Source organism: Pedobacter steynii (assembly GCF_900103665.1).
Taxonomy (GTDB): Bacteria; Bacteroidota; Bacteroidia; order Sphingobacteriales; family Sphingobacteriaceae; genus Pedobacter; species Pedobacter steynii.
In genome coordinates this window covers 660,646-678,244 of the sequence record NZ_FNGY01000003.1, presented here as the reverse complement: position 1 = coordinate 678,244, position 17,599 = coordinate 660,646, and the positions used below count along the sequence as shown (strand labels likewise).

The following is a 17,599-nucleotide window of genomic DNA, read 5'->3' as shown; positions in this document are numbered from 1 at the left end:
CTGATGAAAACTATATATAAAGTGCTTGGTTTATGCTTACTGGTAGTAACAACAAGCAGTTGTTTAAAATATGATGAGTTAAGAGAAAATCCGAATAATCCGGCTTCTGTGCCTCCGGGTTTATTGTTTACCGCAGTGACGCCAAGTCCGGTCAGTGCCTTCTCCGATTCTTATCAGGATCCGCAATACCATACTTTTGCGACCGCAGATTCTGGTCCTTTAAGTTACAAATACGGCGGGGGAACTTTTTATTATGGCGCAAGTTCAGCAGCCAACAGTACGTTGAGAAATATAGAAAAAATGATTCAGGAAGCAGGAAAGGCAAATACACCTGTTTATGTCATTCTTTCCAAATTTCTAAAAGCTTATTACTATAGCGTGATGACGAGGCAAATGGGAGATATCCCCTTGTCAGAAGCTTTACAGGGAGAAAAGTTTCCAAAGCCTAAATACGATACACAAAAGTCGGTATTTATTCAATGCTTAAAATGGCTGGACGAATCGAATAATGAACTGGGTGCTTACATTTTGGCCAACCCCGGAGCTTCAGTTGATGGAGATATTTATTATAGCGGAGACCTGAAAAAATGGCAAAAAGCAATCAACGCCTACACCCTCAGGATGCTGATTCTTTTGAGTAAAAAAGAAGGTGATGCAGAGCTGAATGTAAAAGGCCGCTTTCAGAACATCATTCAGAATCCTGCCAAATATCCCTTGTTTAGCAGCTTGAATGACAACATGCAGCTCAGCCATAGAGATGAGGATGGCTTTAGAGGTACATACAATCCAAATAGTGGTATTTTAAGAGAAGGGGTTTTGTATGTGGATACTTATATTGATCTGCTTAAAAAATACCTGGACCCACGATTACAAGTGGTAGCCGATCCTACGCCAAAAGCACTGGCAGCCAACCCGACCAATGAAACTGCAGTCAGGGCGGACTTTGCTTCTTATACAGGAGCAAGTACAGCAGTGACCGCCATTGTCAATAACCAAAGGAAAAACAATGGAGAACTTTCCAAACCAAATGAGAAAAGGTTCTGGAATTTTGTAGGGCAACCCTCCATTTTTCTGGGGTATTCAGAACAGGAATTGAATATTGCAGAAGCTGCAAACAGAGGTTGGATTGCCGAGAATGCAAAAACACATTATGACAATGGCGTCACGGCCTCCATGGCTTTTTATAATGCTCCGGTTGGAGATTACCTGACCGTAAAAGCCCCTTATATCGGAGGTTCCGATGGTTTAAAGCTTATTCATGAGCAGATGTACCTTTCTCTGGCCGAAAATTCAGGAGCGGAAGCCTGGTTCCTGAACCGTCGTACCGGAATTCCTGAATTTAAGTTTTCAGGGGTAAACAGTGTCACTAAACTTCCGGTCAGATGGGCATATCCATCCGCTGAAAATACAGACAATACAGAAAATTACAGAGCTGCATTACGCGCGCAGTTTGGAACCGAAGTGGACGACAGAGACCAGATCATGTGGCTGTTAAAATAAAAAAAAGTTAGGTTAGTACGTTGGGTTAGGGCCGTTTGGTCGCGGTCCTGCCTTTATTTAATGAAACTATAATCGTAAATTAAAATATAATCACCAGTACAAAATAAAACAGAAATGAACAATATCTCAACAACCCCCTTTTCAGTCAACGGTATAGATTATAACCCACCGGCAAAACCAATCGTCGTGATTTGTATGGATGGATCAGCAGATGAATATCTGGACATGACCATGGCGTACGACAGGATGCCGAATCTTAAAAAAATGGTATTACAAGGTTACAGGGGGATGGTACGCGGTGCCTTGCCTTCTTTTACCAATGTAAACAACTCTTCGATCGTTACCGGGGTTAGTCCTGCAGTCCATGGCATCTGCGGTAATTTCTTTTATGATGTTAAAAAAGATCAGGAAGTGATGATGAACTCATCCGAATACCTGAGGGCAGAAACCTTATTGGCGGCAGCAGCAAATTCGGGTCGCAAAGTGGCGGTAGTCACTGCAAAAGAAAAACTGCGTGACATCCTTTCTTATCAGCTAAAAGGCATTGCATTCTCTGCAGAAAAGGCAGACCAGGCGAAACTGGATACCCATGGCATCGAAAATGCAGAAACGGTGATCGGCCATAAAACTCCGGCCATCTATAGTGCAGAAGCCAGCTTGTTCGTATTGCGTGCCGGTGTGGCATTGATTAAAAATGGCATGGCCGATTTCTTATACCTTTCGCTAACAGATTATATGCAACATACCTATGCTCCGGATACAGAAGAGTCCCTTGCTTTTTATGAAGCTCAGGATGTGGAAATAGGAAAAATGCTGGAAATGGGAGCCATTATTGGTGCTACAGCAGATCACGGGATGAATGCTAAGGTGAAAGCAGACGGATCACCCAATGTCTTGTTTATCGAAACCATGCTGACGGAGAAATTTGGTGCCGGCTTCCGCGTGATTTGCCCGATTACCGACCCTTATGTGAAACACCATGGCGCACTCGGATCTTATGTGTTGGTCTATGTAAACAACAATTCAGATATCAATGAAGTAGAACAATGGCTGGCAGCACAACCAGGTATTACAGAGGTGTATAACAAAGAAAAAGGCTGCCGCTTGCTGGAACAACCTGCAGATAGAACGGGTGATCTTTTTGTGTTATCCGCACGTGATGTCGTAGTGGGGAAAACCCCTGCTGATCATGACCTTAAGGCCTTAGATGGAACACTGCGCTCCCATGGTGGAAGGTATGAAGAAATGGTTCCCTTAGTCGTTTCTCATGCCCTCAATGCAAAATACAAAATGAAAGCGCAGGGAGATCCCCGAAATTTCGACGTATTTGACTTCACCGTGAACGGTACCCATTAATATTTAGCGGACTTATTGCAGGGGGAATCTGCACCCATTTTTAAATTAAGTATATGAAAGAAGAATTAACTGCCACTGATAATATCATTAGATTAGCTTCCCTTGTCGCTGGTAAACCCGTTTCCTCACAAAAGCAACTGCTGGTAAATAGCCCCTACGATGGACGATTGGTTGGCACCGTAGAAATGGCAAGCCAGGCGGATACTCAAAATGCAATCGCCATTGCGCTGAAAGGAGGAACCGTTTTAAGCCGGTATGAAAGATACAGCATCCTGGACAAAGCCAGAGCTTTACTCTTGCTTAGAAAGGAAGAATTTGCACAATTGATTACTGCGGAATCCGGTCTGTGTATCAGAGAAGCCGAATATGAAATTGGAAGAGCACACGATGTATTGTTATTTGCGTCCATTGAATGCCTGAAAGATGATGGACAGATCTATTCCTGTGACATCTCCCCGAATGGAAAACAACGTAAAATCTTTACCCTTCGCGAACCTTTAAAACTTGCGGTGGCCATTACCCCCTTTAATCATCCGCTAAATCAGGTGGCACATAAAATTGCTCCGGCTTTAGCCGCCGGAACACCGGTGATTTTGAAACCTTCGGAAAAAACACCTTTAACGGCCATCCGTTTTGTGGAATTATTATACGAAGCAGGTTTACCTGAATATATGTTAAGTGTCCTGCTGGGAGAAACAAAAGAAGTGGCGGAAGTATTGGTTCAGGCGCCGGAAGTAGACCTGGTCTCTTTTACCGGAAGCGTAGCAGTAGGTAAAAAGATTGCAGCGACTGCGGGTTATAAAAAGGTAATCCTGGAGCTTGGTGGTAATGATCCGCTGATCGTGCTGGAGGACGCAGATCTTGATCTCGCCGTTACCTTAGCTGCAGAAGGTGCATTTCGCAATTCAGGACAGCGTTGCACAGCGGTAAAAAGAATCCTGGTTCAGGAAAGTATCGCTGATGAGTTTACCAAACGATTTGTTGAAAAAACAAAAGAATACACTTGTGGCGATCCTGCAGATCCGGAAACAAGAGTAGGGACGGTGATCGATGAAGCCTCTGCGATTTATCTGGAGGAAGTCGTTGCCAGGGCGGTTGTGCAAGGTGCAAAAGTCCTGTATGGCGGCAAACGTAATGGCGCATTACTGGAACCAACAGTGATTGTTGATGTGCCAAGAGATGCGCAAATGGTGGTACAGGAGTCTTTTGGACCATTGGCCCCCATCCTGACTTTTACAGATGTCGACGATGCAATTGCTTTATCTAATTCCACTGCTTTTGGACTATCCTCTGGGGTAGTCACCAACAATATGGACCATGCGATCCGCTTCGTCAAAGAACTGAAAGTAGGAACAGTAAACATTAATGAAGTGCCAGGATACCGCATTGAGAATTCTCCTTTTGGAGGAATCAAAGATTCCGGGCTTGGCATTAAAGAAGGAGTGGTGGAAGCGATCAAATGCTTCTCTTATGTGAAAACATTTTCTATGCCCTGGTAAGATAAAATGATGAAAACAACAATGTATGATTTAATAGTTGTAGGCTCCGGGGTGCTCGGAACCTTTCATGCGATACATGCTGCCCGTATGGGAAAGAAGGTATTGCTGACGGAAAAAGACCAATATCCGGTAAACGCTACGGTAAGGAATTTTGGCCAGGTCGTACCTTCAGGAATGGCCTCCGACTGGTTCCCTTATGCCTTGCGCGCAACTGAACTCTATAAAGAAATTCAGCAGGAATCTGACATCAGTGTCCGTAATAATGGCACACTCTATATCCCTTCAGATCAGGAAGAACTGCAGCTGATCCTGGAATTAAAAGCAACAATGGATCAATCGGATTATGAATCTGTATTGTTATCCTCTGCCGACTGCCTGGCGAAATACCCTTCTTTAAAAGAGGAATATTGTAAAGGTGGGCTTTTCTTTCCGCAGGAAATCAGCGTAGAACCGGATCAGATGATTCACAGGGTGATTGCCTGGGCCAGCGGGAAATATCCCAATCTCAGCTATAAACCTGCTACTGCAATCGTGGAATGTCAGGTGGTGGGCGACGAAGTCCGCATCGTCAGTGCTGCCGGAGAAACGATGCATGCGGAAAAAGTAGTGATCTGTAACGGTGGGGAATTTAAACTGCTCTTTGCCGACCTGTTTAAAGAAAGCGGAATCACACTTTGTAAGCTGCAAATGATGAAGACCATCCCTATGCCGGAAGTACAGCTGGAAGGAAATATCCTGACCGGCCTGTCGGTCAGAAGGTATGAATCTTTTCAGGAATGTCCCTCTTTTAAAAAGCTTTCCAACCGGGAAGATCAGGAAGAACTGAGGAAATGGGGCATTCACATCCTGTTCAAAAAAGGAATAGACGGATCCATCATTATTGGGGATTCCCATGAATATGCGGAAGTAAACCATACCGATGATCTCGGCTTCAAAATCAACCATCAGGTAAATGAACTGATGATCAATGAAGCACAGCGCATCGTGAATTTTGATGTTCATAAAATTTCGGAATCCTGGGCCGGCTTTTATCCCCAGCACAAAAGCAAACCAATCGTAGAATACGATATTGACGACCGGATACACATCCGGACAGCCATAGGCGGAAAGGGGATGACCTCCGCTGCGGGTTATGCCGAAGCAAGTATCCAAAAGATATACCAATAACCAACAAGACCTTTAAAACCAAATTGAGTATGAACAAACAATATAAGAAAGCCGATGTGGTGATCATTGGGGGAGGTGTCTTTGGTTGTGCCATCGCCTACTATTATACCCGTAATAATCCCGGACAAAAAGTGATCGTTCTTGACCGAAACGAACTTTGCAATGCTGCAACAAGTCATGCTGCAGCATTGGTCACCAAAATCAGGGCTAAAAAACCTTTTATCCCGCTTTCTTTAGAAACCTATCAGGTGGTTGCCGAAATGGAGAAAATCCTGGGCGAATCTATGGACATGAAATTTAGTGGCGTGATTCACCTGGCCGCCTCAGAAGCGAGGTTAGCTGAGCTGAAAGAATTGATGGAAATTGCGGCCGAATTTAATCAGCCTGCCCATTATATTTCTCCGGAGGAAGCGCATAAAATGTCGCCCTGGCTAAAGACAGATGAGGCGCTGAGCATTGGTTATATGCCGGATGAAGCCTATTGTGATCCATATCTCCTGGGAACTTTCTTCTCCAGATGTGCCAAATTACAGGGTGCAGAATTTATTCAGGGTCTGGAAGCCTTAAACTTGATTATGGATGGCAATGATATCCTGGGTGTTCATACCAAAGAAGGAGACATCATCGCAGGAACAACGATTGTAGCTTCAGGCGCATGGGCGCCAAAATTTGCCCGTGAAGCAGGAGTGAGCCTGCCGATGGCCCCCACCAGAAGCCAGTATTGGATCACAGAAAAGAACAACATTTTTCCGGTAAATTCACCGATTGTCTTGTTGCCGGATGCGCAGGCTTATGCACGTCCGGAAGGTGGAAGTCTGCTGTTTGGAATCAGGGAACGGAATTCTTTGAGTGTCTCTGCGGATCTGATTCCTTCAAATGTCAATGACTTTTCTTTTAGTCCGGACAAAGGAGTGCAGGACCTTTCAGAAGTGATCGACAGGCTGGCGCGTTTCTTCCCTAAAGTTTACGATATCGGAATGAAGTATTATGTTGCCGGCTTTTCCGGATATACGCCGGACAATAACCTGTCTATGGGCGTTGCTCCCGGTGTAAATCACCTGTTGATGGCTACCGGATGTGTGGGTGCAGGAATCTCTGTGAGCGGGGGAGTCGGTCTGGCTTTTGCAGAACTGGCAGCAGGAAAAGCAAATCCTTACGACTTTTCTGCTTTTGACCTTCAGCGGTTTGGGGAGGTAGATCCCTTCAGTCCCGAATGGCTCGAAAGATGTGCGCGTGCAAGGTCAACAAAAGTAAGTGGCTAAACTTAAACCATCAGAATGAACCGACTTAAACATTTGCTGAGCCATTCCAAAGTATTCTTTGTGTTCTGGTGTATGCTCGCCGCCTTTGGTACTTATTTCTGCATGTATGCCTTCAGGAAGCCTTTTACCAGTGGTACTTATGCTGGAATGAGCCTCTGGGACCTGGACTATAAAGCAGTGCTGATCATTGCCCAGGTATTTGGGTATATGGTCTCTAAATTTTTAGGCATCAAAGTGATCTCTGAGCTCAAAGCTTCGGGCAGAAAAAAGCTGATCATCTGCCTGATCCTCTTTGCAGAGGTGTCCCTGCTGCTCTTCGGCCTGGTGCCTTATCCCTATAACTTTTTCTTTTTATTTCTGAATGGTTTGCCTCTGGGCATGGTCTGGGGCATTATTTTTAGTTATCTGGAAGGAAGACGTTTTACCGAAATGCTGGCAATGGGAATGAGCATCAGTCTCATTGTATCTTCAGGAATCATCAAAACCATTTACTTTATGGTCCATGAATGGCTTCCTTTCATCAGCGAATTCTGGATGCCTTGCGTAATGGGCCTGCTCTTTTTACCGGCCTTCCTCTTGTTTGTATGGATGCTGTCCGTCATTCCTGAACCTGATGATACAGATAAACTATTGCGCGTAGAACGCCTGCCTATGACAGCTGAAGATAAACGCCTGGCTTTAAGAGAATATGGCCCGGCGATACTCGGAATTGGATTGGTCTATACGATGCTGACCACCATGCGGGATTTCCGGGATAATTTCTCGGTAGAGATCTGGAATGAAATTGCACCACATTGGGATAAAACTGTTTTTTCGATTACAGAAGCCATCTCAGGAGTGATCGTATTGATTGCCATAGGATGTTTATCACTGATTCGAAATAACATCAAAGGCTTTTGGGGAACGCAATATCTGGTGGCATTGGGACTCCTGCTTAGTGGGGGAAGTACCTTGCTTTTTCACTTTCATATATTGAGTCCTTTCTTATGGATGCTGCTGGTTGGAATGGGCTTGTTCTTAGCTTATACCCCGATTCAGGTGGTTTTATTTGAGCGGATGATCGCATTGTTCAAAATCAAGGCAAATGCAGGTTTTTTCGTGTATATGTGTGATTCTGCAGGTTACCTGGGCAGCGTCGGCTTATTGCTTTATAAAGAGTTTTTTATGAAGGATCTAAGCTGGGCGAAGGTATTAATGCAGTTCAGCTACTTCCTTACGGTAATCTGTATGCTATTGCTCATTTTATCTGCCATCTTCTTTAACCGAAAAATAGGCGTTAAAGGACCAATCACCGGAATTCTGGACCGTATACCGTTAAATAAATAAAATATGAAACACCTGTTATTCTTCCTCTTACTCCTCTGCGTAAAGGGGACTTTTGCACAAACTAAAACTCCTGACGGAAACCTGATCATCATCTCTATAGATGGATTGAGGTGGGGCGAAGTCTTCAAAGGAGCAGAAAAAGGATTGCTGCTCCATAAAAAATTCAATTCTCAGGATTCTGCCGAAAGGTTTAAAAAGTACTGGTCTGATGATGTACAACAAAGAAGGATCAATTTAATGCCTTTCCTCTGGAGTACGATCGCGAAGAACGGACAGATTTATGGAAACAGAGACCTGGGAAATAAGGTAAACCTGAAAAATCCTTACTGGATCTCCTATCCCGGACGCAGTGAAAACCTGACCGGATATGCGGATCCTAAAGTAAAGTCGAATGGTCACCCGGACAATGAGAACAAAAACATCCTCGAATTTCTGGATCAGCAAAAAGGATACAAAGGAAAAGTAGTCAGCTTTGCTTCCTGGGATGCGGTTGGCAGGATCATCAATAGAAACCGCAATGGTTTGATGGTGAACATTCCAGGTGAGAACATCACCGGAAAAAACCTCAGCGAAGGAGAAGCACTGGCAAATGAAATCCAGCACTATGAGCCAAAAATCTGGGGAGAGGGGGAACGTCTGGATGCCACGACCTATGCGTTGGCAAAATCTTACCTCAAAGCCAGGCATCCTAAAGTACTGTACCTGGATCTTGCGGATACCGATGAGTATGGACATGAAGATAAATATGATTTTTATCTTGATGCCACCCGGAATATAGACGCCATGATTGGTAGCTTATGGAATTACCTGCAAAGTGATCCGTTTTACAAAGGCAAGACGACCTTAATCATTATGCCGGATCATGGCAGGGGCGAAGGCAATCAATGGACAAGCCATGGGGCCAGCATTCCACATGCCAACGATACCTGGCTGATTGCGATGGGGCCTGGAATTAAACCCTTAGGCGAACTAAGAAATGAGGGGCAGATTTATCAGGATCAACTGGCAAAAACAATGGTAAAATTGCTTGGATTTGAATTCAGTTCTGTGAACCCGATCGGAGCTGCAATTGAAAGCATATTGAAGTAAGTCAGATATGGTTCCTGAAATGATAAAATACATGATGAAATTAAAAATGCTGATGATCTCAGCCTTAATTCTTGCACTGAATAATGTAAATGCACAGCAACCGGTGTATCGGCTCAACTTTGATGATTTTAGTTTTAAGGAACACCTTACACCTAAAGACAGTGCCTATTACGCCGTTGATTTACAGCAATCGCAATATGTGAAAGGTCTGTCCGGGAAAGCTTTGGATCTTTCTTCCAATGCGATTTTAAGAAGGCCTGTTAAACTGGACAAAGGAATCTTACCTGAATTCACAGAAAAAACTTCATTCTCCCTGCAGATCTGGGTAAAAACCATTGCAAATGCAAGAATGGGAACACCAATCATGGGAAATAAGATCGCTGAGGACGGCGCTACGATAGGATGGCAGATTTATACGCAGGAAAACGGCGCCTGGGCACTGCTGCTAAATGACGGGAAACAACGTTATGACTATAAACCAACTGCGGAAAGGCAGAGGATCAATGACGGCAACTGGCATCAGATTCTATTCACGGTCCAAAGAGAGACGCATGAAGTCTGGATATACCTGGATGGAAAAAATATCGCCATCTACAATACGCCTGGCTTTGGTAGTCTGGAAACCAAATTCTCAACAGTGATTGGTGGTTCGGATGAAAAATGGGAATACGGATCTAATGCCCAATGGAATGCTTTTAACGGTTTTGTAGATGAAGTAAAGGTTTGGAACCGCGCCATCTCTGTTACCGAAGTACAAAAACAATATTTACAATTCTTTCCAGACAGGACAAAAGAAGAAACAATCGTTCCTGATCATTTAAAAGTTTTTACCTGGAATATCTGGCATGGAGGCCATCGGTATGGGCAGGCAGTCGGACTGGAGCGTGTTATCGAAACGATCAAATCCAGCAATGCCGATATTGTTGGCCTGGTGGAAACCTATGGTTCAGGAGCAGTCATTGCCGATTCTTTAGGGTATTATTTTTACCTGATCAGTGCCAATCTTTCTATCATGAGCCGTTATCCGATTCTCGAAACAGTCAGAGAGTTTCATCCTTCTAATTTTGGCGGAGTGACCTTAAAATTGGGTCCGGAGAAAAAGCTGATCTATTTAAATACCTGGCTGAATTATCTACCGGATGTAGATGCCAGCATCAGGCAGGAGAAAAAAAACGCTCCGCAACTGATCAAAGAAGAAGCTTCGACCCGACACGCAGAAATAAAAGAAATCCTGAAAAAGATCGATCCCTATCTTAAGAATACAGACCGTTTGCCGGTAATTATGGGCGGTGATTTCAATATGGGATCTCACCTGGACTGGATTGAAGATACCAAGGCCATTCATTATGGGCTGACAGTGGAATGGCCGGAGAGTCTGGAAATGCTCAAAGCAGGATTTACGGACAGTTACCGCAAACTACACCGAAATCCTTTGTCAGATCCGGGACTAACCTGGGGAGTAAGGGCAGCCCCGACAACAGATTTATATGGCCTGAGAGATCGGATCGATTTTATTTACTATAAAGGTAAAGGTCTGAATCCTATAGAATCCAGGGTGATTGATTATCATCCGGTGATGTTCCCTTCCGATCATGCGGCGTTAATCACGATATTTCAATTGAAAAAAGATTAACCTTGAAAAGCGCATTCCAGGGAGGTTCAATTGGCTGTTGCCTTGAAACTACAAAACAAAAAATTCTGTTTTGTTTCAAAAGGCGTAGTATGATCTTCAGTAATGCAGCGAATTTTTGTAAAGCCTTTCAATAATTGTTGTTGTAGCTCTTCTTCGTTGTATTGCTTTATTTCCAGACCACTACATTGTTTCGGCCCGTCATGAGAAAAGGTGCCGATGGTAAGGAAGCCTGTTACCGAAGATGCGGCAATACCGGTATATTGCTTTACCTGATCGGCTGCGGTTAAAAAGTGTAAAGTTGCCCGGTCATGCCAAAGGTCATATTGAGTGTCCGGTGAGAAGTTCAGGATATCAGAAGCAATCCATGTGACCAGTTTTGCTCTTTCCCCTAAACGGGATTGCGCACGCAACAGGGCTTGTTCGGAAATGTCCAGAACGGTGATGTTTTGATAACCGTCATCCAGCAGAAAGTCTACAAGTTTACTGTCGCCACCACCAATGTCAATGATATTGGCTGTTTTAGCCAGGTTAAAGTCACGGATAAAGTCAAGCGACGTCTGTGGCACCTCTTGCGTCCAGCTTACTTCCTGAGGTTGTTTATCGGTATAGACGTTCTCCCAGTGTTTTTTATTTTCACTCATAAGAAGAATAAATTTTATACAAAAATAAGCATTAAAATATAATAGGGACCAATGCTTTTTAAAAAGCTAAAGCTATATTTGCCTTGTGAAAAAGGCTTGCTTATTCATCTTATTCCCCATTCTCATCTTAAATGCTTCTTTCATCGAAGTATTTAAAATGCCAAAACTCGTGTCTCATTTTTTAAGGCACCATGAGCTGGATCAAAGGATCGGGGTGTTGGATTTCATCGCCATGCATTACCTCGGTCAGGACATCGACGATGATGACCAAAAAGAGGATATGGAGCTTCCTTTTAAGAAGTTAGAAGGCCAGACGATCATCCAGCTGGCGATTCCCGCAGGGAAAATTACCATCCAAAAAGCAGGTTCGGTTTTGATCGCAGATCAAAATTGGAGCATTGAAAAATACTTCCATTCCAATCCCGAGCCGGGAGCTTTCTTTAAGCCGCCAAGGGCATAACCGATCTTATTTTTTTCTTTTTCCCTCTAACTGCAGGATCATTTCTCCTGATCAGACAGGGTTTTATTATTATCGGTTTCATTAATACACAATGATTATGCTAAATAAAATCATTGGCTTTTCTGTAAAGAATAAGCTGATTATTGGCCTGTTTGTACTCGCCCTGATGGGCTGGGGTACTTACGAGGTTACAAAATTACCCATAGATGCCCTTCCTGATATTACAGACAATCAGGTTCAGGTGATTACCGTTTCACCTTCCCTTGGTGCACCGGACATTGAAAGGCTCATTACTTTCCCCATAGAACAGGCCTGCAGCAGTATTTCAGGTCTGAAACAAATCCGGAGTTTCTCCCGCTTTGGACTCTCCTTAGTAACCATCGTTTTTGATGAAGAAACAGATGTTTACTGGGCCCGGCAGCAGATTAGCGAGCGGCTGCAACAGGTGCAACAGGAAATTCCGCAGGGGATAGGTGCACCTCAGATGGCCCCTGTATCTACAGGCCTGGGCGAAATCTATCAATATGTGGTCAGACCACTCAAAGGATATGAAGGTAAATATGACGAGCAGGAGCTCCGTACAATCCAGGATTGGATTGTTCGTCGTCAGCTACTCGGAACCCCCGGTGTAGCAGAGGTATCCAGCTTTGGTGGCAAGCTCAAACAATACGAAATTGCGGTTAAACAGGAACAGCTGAAAGCCTATAACCTGACCATCACCGATATCTTCGATGCTTTAGAGAAGAACAATGAAAATACCGGAGGTGCTTATATAGAAAAGGGGCCTACCGTATTGTATATCCGGAGTGAAGGACTGACAAAAACTCCGGAGGACATTCAGAAAATCGTTGTTAAAAAATTAAACAATGGCATGCCGGTACTGATGAGCCAGGTGGCTACGGTACAACTGGGCTCTGCCATCAGATATGGAGCCATGACTTATAACGATCAGGGCGAAGTGGCCGGAGCTGTGGTCATGATGCTCAAAGGTGAAAACTCTTCCGTAGTCGTAAAGCGGGTAAAGGAGAAGATCGTTGAAATCCAGAAAATGCTTCCGGAAGGCGTGGTCATAGAACCCTTTCTGGATCGTACAAAAATGGTAGACAATGCCATTCAGACCGTAGAAACGAATTTATTGGAAGGTGCATTGATTGTGATCTTTGTCCTGGTCTTCTTTTTAGGAAACCTGAGGGCGGGATTGATCGTATCTTCTGTGATTCCATTATCTATGCTTTTCGCCATCATTCTGATGAACAAATTTGGCGTTGGCGGAAACCTGATGTCATTGGGAGCCATAGATTTTGGCCTCATCGTGGACGGTTCTGTCATTGTGGTTGAAGCGATCTTACACCGCTTCTCCCATTCCAAACATTTCAGGAAACTGGACCGGATCAATCAGGAAGAGATGGATACAGAAGTGAGCAAATCAACCGGATCGATGATCAAGTCGGCAGTGTTTAGCCAGATCATCATTCTGATTGTTTACCTGCCCATATTGTCGCTGGAAGGGATTGAAGGAAAAATGTTTAAGCCGATGGCATTCACGATTGCCTTTGCCATTTTAGGTGCATTTATACTTTCCATTACTTATGTGCCGATGATGTCGGCTTTATTCCTGAATAAAAAACTGCAGCATAAGAAAAATCTGACCGATAAACTGATCATCTGGCTGGAAAGAAAATATCAGCCTTTACTGGGCGCATTGCTTCGTTTTCCTAAAACCATTTTATTGGTGACGATCTCCTTATTTGGAATTTCCTTATTTGTCCTGAGTAAAATGGGAGGAGAGTTTATCCCTCAGCTGGAGGAAGGTGATTTTGCGGTAGAAACCCGCTTGCTGACCGGAAGTAACCTGAACAATACGATTCAGACCACACAACAGGCGGCTAAAATATTACTCCGGGATTTTCCGGAAGTACAAAAGGTCGTTACCAAAATCGGAAGTGCGGAAGTACCAACCGATCCGATGCCGTTTGAAGCAGGGGATATGATGGTGATTTTAAAAGATAAAAAGGAATGGACCTCTGCCAAATCTTTTCCGGAATTGAGCGAGAAGATGACAAAGGCGTTGGAGGCAGTGCCAGGCATTACAGTCGGTTTTCAGTTTCCTGTTCAGATGCGCTTCAACGAACTGATGACGGGGGCAAGGCAGGATGTCGTCTGTAAGATCTTTGGAGAGGACCTGGATTCTCTGGCTGCTTATGCACACCGCCTCGGCGAAATTATCGGAACGGTAAAAGGTGCGGTGAACATTTACGAAGAGCAGGTGACGGGAATGCCTCAGGTCGTGGTCAAATATGACCGCGATGGAATGGCTAAATACGGACTCAATGTAGGCGAAGTAAACCGGGTGGTCAACACTGCTTTTGCAGGACAGATTGCGGGTCAGGTGTATGAAGGAGAAAAACGCTTTGATATGGTAGTCAGGCTATCGGAAAATGCCCGTAAGAATGTAGAAGATATCAAAAATCTGATGATCTCTACTGGCAATGGAACGCAGATTCCACTGAGCATGGTGGCTTCAATTGAAGAAGTTGAGGGGGTAAACCAGATTCAAAGAGAGGATACGAAACGCAGAATCATTGTCGGCTTTAATGTAAAGGACCGTGATGTCCAGTCGATCGTTCAGGAGCTTCAGGGAAAAGCAGGTAAGGACCTGAAACTGTCAAAGGGATATACGATCGCCTATGGTGGATCTTTTGAAAACATGACAGCCGCGAAATCGAGGTTAGCTGTGGTGGTTCCCATTGCCCTCTTTCTTATTTTCCTGTTGTTATATTTTGCTTTTAATTCTGTAAAACAAGGTTTACTGATTTATACGGCCATTCCGCTTTCGGCAATCGGTGGGATTCTGGCACTCTGGATGAGAGATCTTCCTTTCAGCATCTCTGCCGGTGTAGGCTTCATCGCTTTGTTTGGCGTAGCGGTTCTGAATGGAATCTTACTGGTCTCGGAATTTAACCGGCTAAAGAAAGAGGGCTGGGATGATGTGAAACGCATCGTGGTCCATGGAACCAAATCTAAATTACGTGCGGTACTCATGACGGCACTGGTTCCATCCCTGGGTTTTATCCCTATGGCGATCAGTACCGGGGCAGGAGGTGCCGTACAAAAGCCATTGGCCACCGTAGTGATCGGGGGCTTAATCATTTCTACCATGTTGACTTTATTTGTTTTACCCATGCTTTATATTGTTTTTGAAAAAGGTTTCGGCTATTTTAAACCGGGAAAAAGAATGCTCACTGCACTGGTATTGATCTGTAGTGTTTTTGGAAGTGTAAAAGCGCAGGAGAAAATTTCCTTAACAGCAGCACTGGATACCGCGGCCAAAAATAACCGCTCATTACAGGTTTCGGTCACAGAGATCAGCTATCATCAGGCTTTAAAGAAAAGCAGTTTTGATCTGGAAAAAACAAATCTTGGTTTTGAATATGGCAAATTTAACAGCCTGGCAAATGACCATAAGTTCTCGATTTCCCAGAACCTGGAATTTCCTGCGGTATATGCCCGGCAATCGGCAGTACTTAAAACCAATGTGCGGCTTAGTGAAATCGCGTTACAACAACAAACATCAGATGTGAAAACAAGGGTAAAACTGAGCTATTATGGCTTGCTCGTCCTTCAGGAAAAGGAAAAGCTCCTGCTGGAAGCAGATCGGGTATATACTGAATTTCTGGAAAAGTCGAAGCAGCGGTATCAGGCGGGAGATGTCGATGTATTGGAGTTGAACATGGCCGAAAACCAGAAACTTCAGATCAACAATCAACTGGAAATGTTAAAGAAGGACTATCGCGTACTTTTAAACCGGTTCAATGTCTTATTGAATGGCCGTGTGAAGTTCGAGCCTGCTCCGGAAGCCGCAGTTTATGGCCTGTTGTCCTCAGCGGCTGAAATAGAAGGAAATCCTTTGTTCCGGTTAAAAGAACAGGAGCTATTGTTATCCCGGCAACAGATGCAGCTGGAAAAAAGCAAACTATTGCCTGCTCTTAACCTTGGTTATAATAATGCGAGTATTATTGGCTGGCAAACCAATGCAATAGGAGCGGAGCAGTATTATGGAGGAAGTAAACGTTTTTCTTCCCTAAGTATGGGAATCGGGATTCCGATCTTTTTTGGCGCACAAAAATCCAGAATAAAAGCCTCAAACGTGCAGATCCTTCAAAAGCAGCAGGAGCTGGAAGTTGCACGTCAACAATTGAATATGGAACTGGAAGAGGTACACCAGCACTATGAGCAGCAAAAGAAGCTCATTAAATCCTATCAGGACAGGCTGTTGCCAAATGCAACGGTGATGATGAATACGGCAAGCCAAAAGCTCAATGCAGGGGAAATAGGGTATCTGGACTGGGTAATACTGGTAAATCAGAGCATCCAGGTTCGCAGTGAATATTTTAATACCGTTCAGCAGTTCAATGCGTCTGCTTTTGAAATCGAAAGAATAAGTACCAGCAAATAATAAGCATATTATCATGAAGACAAACACCATATTAAGCCTCTCTTTTTTACTCCTGTTGATGTCCTGCGCAAACGCAGAGAAAGAAGCGACAAAAGAAGTATCCAGGCCGGCAGTTAAACAGGAAAACAACATTGTTCAATTTACTGCTGAGCAGAAAAAGATTGCGGGAATTACGACAGGTATGCCGGAGAAAAGAGGAATGAGCAGTATGCTCAACGTAAACGGGTTGGTCGATGTGCCACCGGAAAATGTCTTTTCTATCAGCATTCCATTGGGAGGATATATCAGAAAAACGAACCTTATTCCGGGAATGATGGTCCGCAAAGGCGCAGTACTGGCGACGATCGAAGATCAGCAATATGTACAGTTGCAGCAGGATTACCTGATGGCAAAAAATAAACTGAAGTTTGCAGAATCAGACTACATCAGACAAAAAGGACTGAATGCAACAAAAGCGACGAGTGATAAACTTTTCCAACAAACAGAGAGTGATTTTAACCAGCAAAAGATCATGGTTAAATCATTGGCAGAGCAATTGCAGCTAATTGGATTAAACCCGCTTACGCTAACTGCAGGTAATATTTCCCGCAGGATTCAGATTTATTCCCCGATTGATGGTCATGTAACCAAAGTAAACGTGAATACGGGCAAGTATGTCAATGCAACGGATGTTTTGTTTGAACTCATCAACCCAAAGAAGCTTCATGTCAATTTAACCGTTTTAGAGAATGATGCTTCCAGTCTTAAAGAAGGACAGAAAATTGTATGTACAACGAATAGAAATCCGGATAAAAAATACCTGGCCACGATTCACCTGATCAGCCCCGCCATTGGGGAGGACAGAAGCATCAGTGTGCATTGTGACCTGGAAAACTACGGTAAAGAGTTGTTGCCGGGAACGTACCTGAATGCTGCGGTAAAGCTGAACCATGCCAGTGTTACAGCGGTTCCTGATGAAGCGGTCGTAAAATGGGAGAACAAGTTTTATGTATTTACAGATGAAGGAAACCATCAGTACAAAATGATCGGCGTAGAACCTGGTATTTTAAGTGAGGGTTTTACAGAGATAAAATCGCCATTGCCTGCGAAGAATATTGTCATGAAGAACGCTTATGCGATCCTGATGAAAATGAAAAACGGAGGGGAAGAAGGAGCGTAAAATTTCTCATTTTGAAGGTTTTAAGAGTTCCGCATCACCGATGCGGAAATC

At 44.0% G+C, this 17,599-nt stretch carries 12 protein-coding genes; 11 read left to right on the top strand and 1 reads right to left on the bottom strand.

Features of this window, described 5'->3' with window-relative positions:
• Window positions 1–3: 3 nt before the first annotated feature.
• The 8 genes from BLQ87_RS11065 (at window position 4) to BLQ87_RS11030 (ending at window position 10,832) form a co-directional block, all read left to right on the top strand.
• The gene (locus BLQ87_RS11065) at window positions 4–1,500 is read left to right on the top strand and encodes a SusD/RagB family nutrient-binding outer membrane lipoprotein (RefSeq protein WP_074606435.1); all 1,497 of its coding nucleotides are present in this window, start codon (window positions 4–6) and stop codon (window positions 1,498–1,500) included.
• Between the two features lie 114 nt (window positions 1,501–1,614).
• Window positions 1,615–2,856 carry a phosphonoacetate hydrolase gene (gene phnA, locus BLQ87_RS11060; protein WP_083361801.1) on the top strand — a complete coding sequence of 414 codons (1,242 nt, stop codon included), beginning with the start codon at window positions 1,615–1,617 and terminating at the stop codon, window positions 2,854–2,856.
• A 53-nt stretch (window positions 2,857–2,909) separates the two neighbouring features.
• Window positions 2,910–4,355 carry a phosphonoacetaldehyde dehydrogenase gene (gene phnY / locus BLQ87_RS11055; RefSeq protein WP_074606433.1) on the top strand — a complete coding sequence of 482 codons (1,446 nt, stop codon included), beginning with the start codon at window positions 2,910–2,912 and terminating at the stop codon, window positions 4,353–4,355.
• Between the two features lie 21 nt (window positions 4,356–4,376).
• Window positions 4,377–5,522 (top strand): TIGR03364 family FAD-dependent oxidoreductase, encoded by a 1,146-nt coding sequence (locus BLQ87_RS11050; protein ID WP_245723840.1) that lies wholly within the window; start codon window positions 4,377–4,379, stop codon window positions 5,520–5,522.
• A 29-nt stretch (window positions 5,523–5,551) separates the two neighbouring features.
• Entirely contained in the window at window positions 5,552–6,784 is a 1,233-nt protein-coding gene (locus tag BLQ87_RS11045) for an NAD(P)/FAD-dependent oxidoreductase (RefSeq protein ID WP_074606431.1), read from the top strand.
• 15 nt (window positions 6,785–6,799) lie between these two features.
• On the top strand, window positions 6,800–8,110 hold the full coding sequence (locus BLQ87_RS11040; protein WP_074606428.1) for a DUF5690 family protein: 1,311 nt from the start codon (window positions 6,800–6,802) through the stop codon (window positions 8,108–8,110).
• 3 nt (window positions 8,111–8,113) lie between these two features.
• Entirely contained in the window at window positions 8,114–9,199 is a 1,086-nt protein-coding gene (locus BLQ87_RS11035; RefSeq protein ID WP_074606426.1) for an alkaline phosphatase family protein, read from the top strand.
• A gap of 31 nt (window positions 9,200–9,230) precedes the next feature.
• Window positions 9,231–10,832 carry a LamG-like jellyroll fold domain-containing protein gene (locus BLQ87_RS11030; RefSeq protein ID WP_172664749.1) on the top strand — a complete coding sequence of 534 codons (1,602 nt, stop codon included), beginning with the start codon at window positions 9,231–9,233 and terminating at the stop codon, window positions 10,830–10,832.
• Window positions 10,833–10,858: 26 nt separating this feature from the next.
• Here the strand turns inward: BLQ87_RS11030 and BLQ87_RS11025 are convergent, their stop codons facing one another.
• A complete protein-coding gene (locus BLQ87_RS11025; RefSeq protein WP_074606424.1) occupies window positions 10,859–11,473 on the bottom strand; it encodes a class I SAM-dependent methyltransferase in 615 nt (204 codons plus the stop codon).
• Between the two features lie 85 nt (window positions 11,474–11,558).
• Here BLQ87_RS11025 and BLQ87_RS11020 point away from each other — a divergent pair, with 85 nt between their 5' ends.
• From BLQ87_RS11020 to BLQ87_RS11010, 3 genes are all read left to right on the top strand, one after another.
• The gene (locus BLQ87_RS11020) at window positions 11,559–11,933 is read left to right on the top strand and encodes a hypothetical protein (RefSeq protein WP_074606422.1); all 375 of its coding nucleotides are present in this window, start codon (window positions 11,559–11,561) and stop codon (window positions 11,931–11,933) included.
• A gap of 97 nt (window positions 11,934–12,030) precedes the next feature.
• The gene (locus BLQ87_RS11015) at window positions 12,031–16,389 is read left to right on the top strand and encodes a CusA/CzcA family heavy metal efflux RND transporter (RefSeq protein ID WP_074606950.1); all 4,359 of its coding nucleotides are present in this window, start codon (window positions 12,031–12,033) and stop codon (window positions 16,387–16,389) included.
• Window positions 16,390–16,402: 13 nt separating this feature from the next.
• Entirely contained in the window at window positions 16,403–17,548 is a 1,146-nt protein-coding gene (locus tag BLQ87_RS11010) for an efflux RND transporter periplasmic adaptor subunit (protein WP_074606421.1), read from the top strand.
• Window positions 17,549–17,599 lie beyond the last annotated feature (51 nt).

Excerpts from the sequence above, each read along its gene's own strand:
- BLQ87_RS11065 (WP_074606435.1), top strand. The coding sequence starts at position 4 with ATGAAAACTATATATAAAGTGCTTGGTTTATGCTTACTGGTAGTAACA.
- phnA (WP_083361801.1), top strand. The coding sequence starts at position 1,615 with ATGAACAATATCTCAACAACCCCCTTTTCAGTCAACGGTATAGATTAT.
- phnY (WP_074606433.1), top strand. The coding sequence starts at position 2,910 with ATGAAAGAAGAATTAACTGCCACTGATAATATCATTAGATTAGCTTCC.
- BLQ87_RS11050 (WP_245723840.1), top strand. The coding sequence starts at position 4,377 with ATGTATGATTTAATAGTTGTAGGCTCCGGGGTGCTCGGAACCTTTCAT.
- BLQ87_RS11045 (WP_074606431.1), top strand. The coding sequence starts at position 5,552 with ATGAACAAACAATATAAGAAAGCCGATGTGGTGATCATTGGGGGAGGT.
- BLQ87_RS11040 (WP_074606428.1), top strand. The coding sequence starts at position 6,800 with ATGAACCGACTTAAACATTTGCTGAGCCATTCCAAAGTATTCTTTGTG.
- BLQ87_RS11035 (WP_074606426.1), top strand. The coding sequence starts at position 8,114 with ATGAAACACCTGTTATTCTTCCTCTTACTCCTCTGCGTAAAGGGGACT.
- BLQ87_RS11030 (WP_172664749.1), top strand. The coding sequence starts at position 9,231 with ATGATGAAATTAAAAATGCTGATGATCTCAGCCTTAATTCTTGCACTG.
- BLQ87_RS11025 (WP_074606424.1), bottom strand. The coding sequence starts at position 11,473 with ATGAGTGAAAATAAAAAACACTGGGAGAACGTCTATACCGATAAACAA.
- BLQ87_RS11015 (WP_074606950.1), top strand. The coding sequence starts at position 12,031 with ATGCTAAATAAAATCATTGGCTTTTCTGTAAAGAATAAGCTGATTATT.
- BLQ87_RS11010 (WP_074606421.1), top strand. The coding sequence starts at position 16,403 with ATGAAGACAAACACCATATTAAGCCTCTCTTTTTTACTCCTGTTGATG.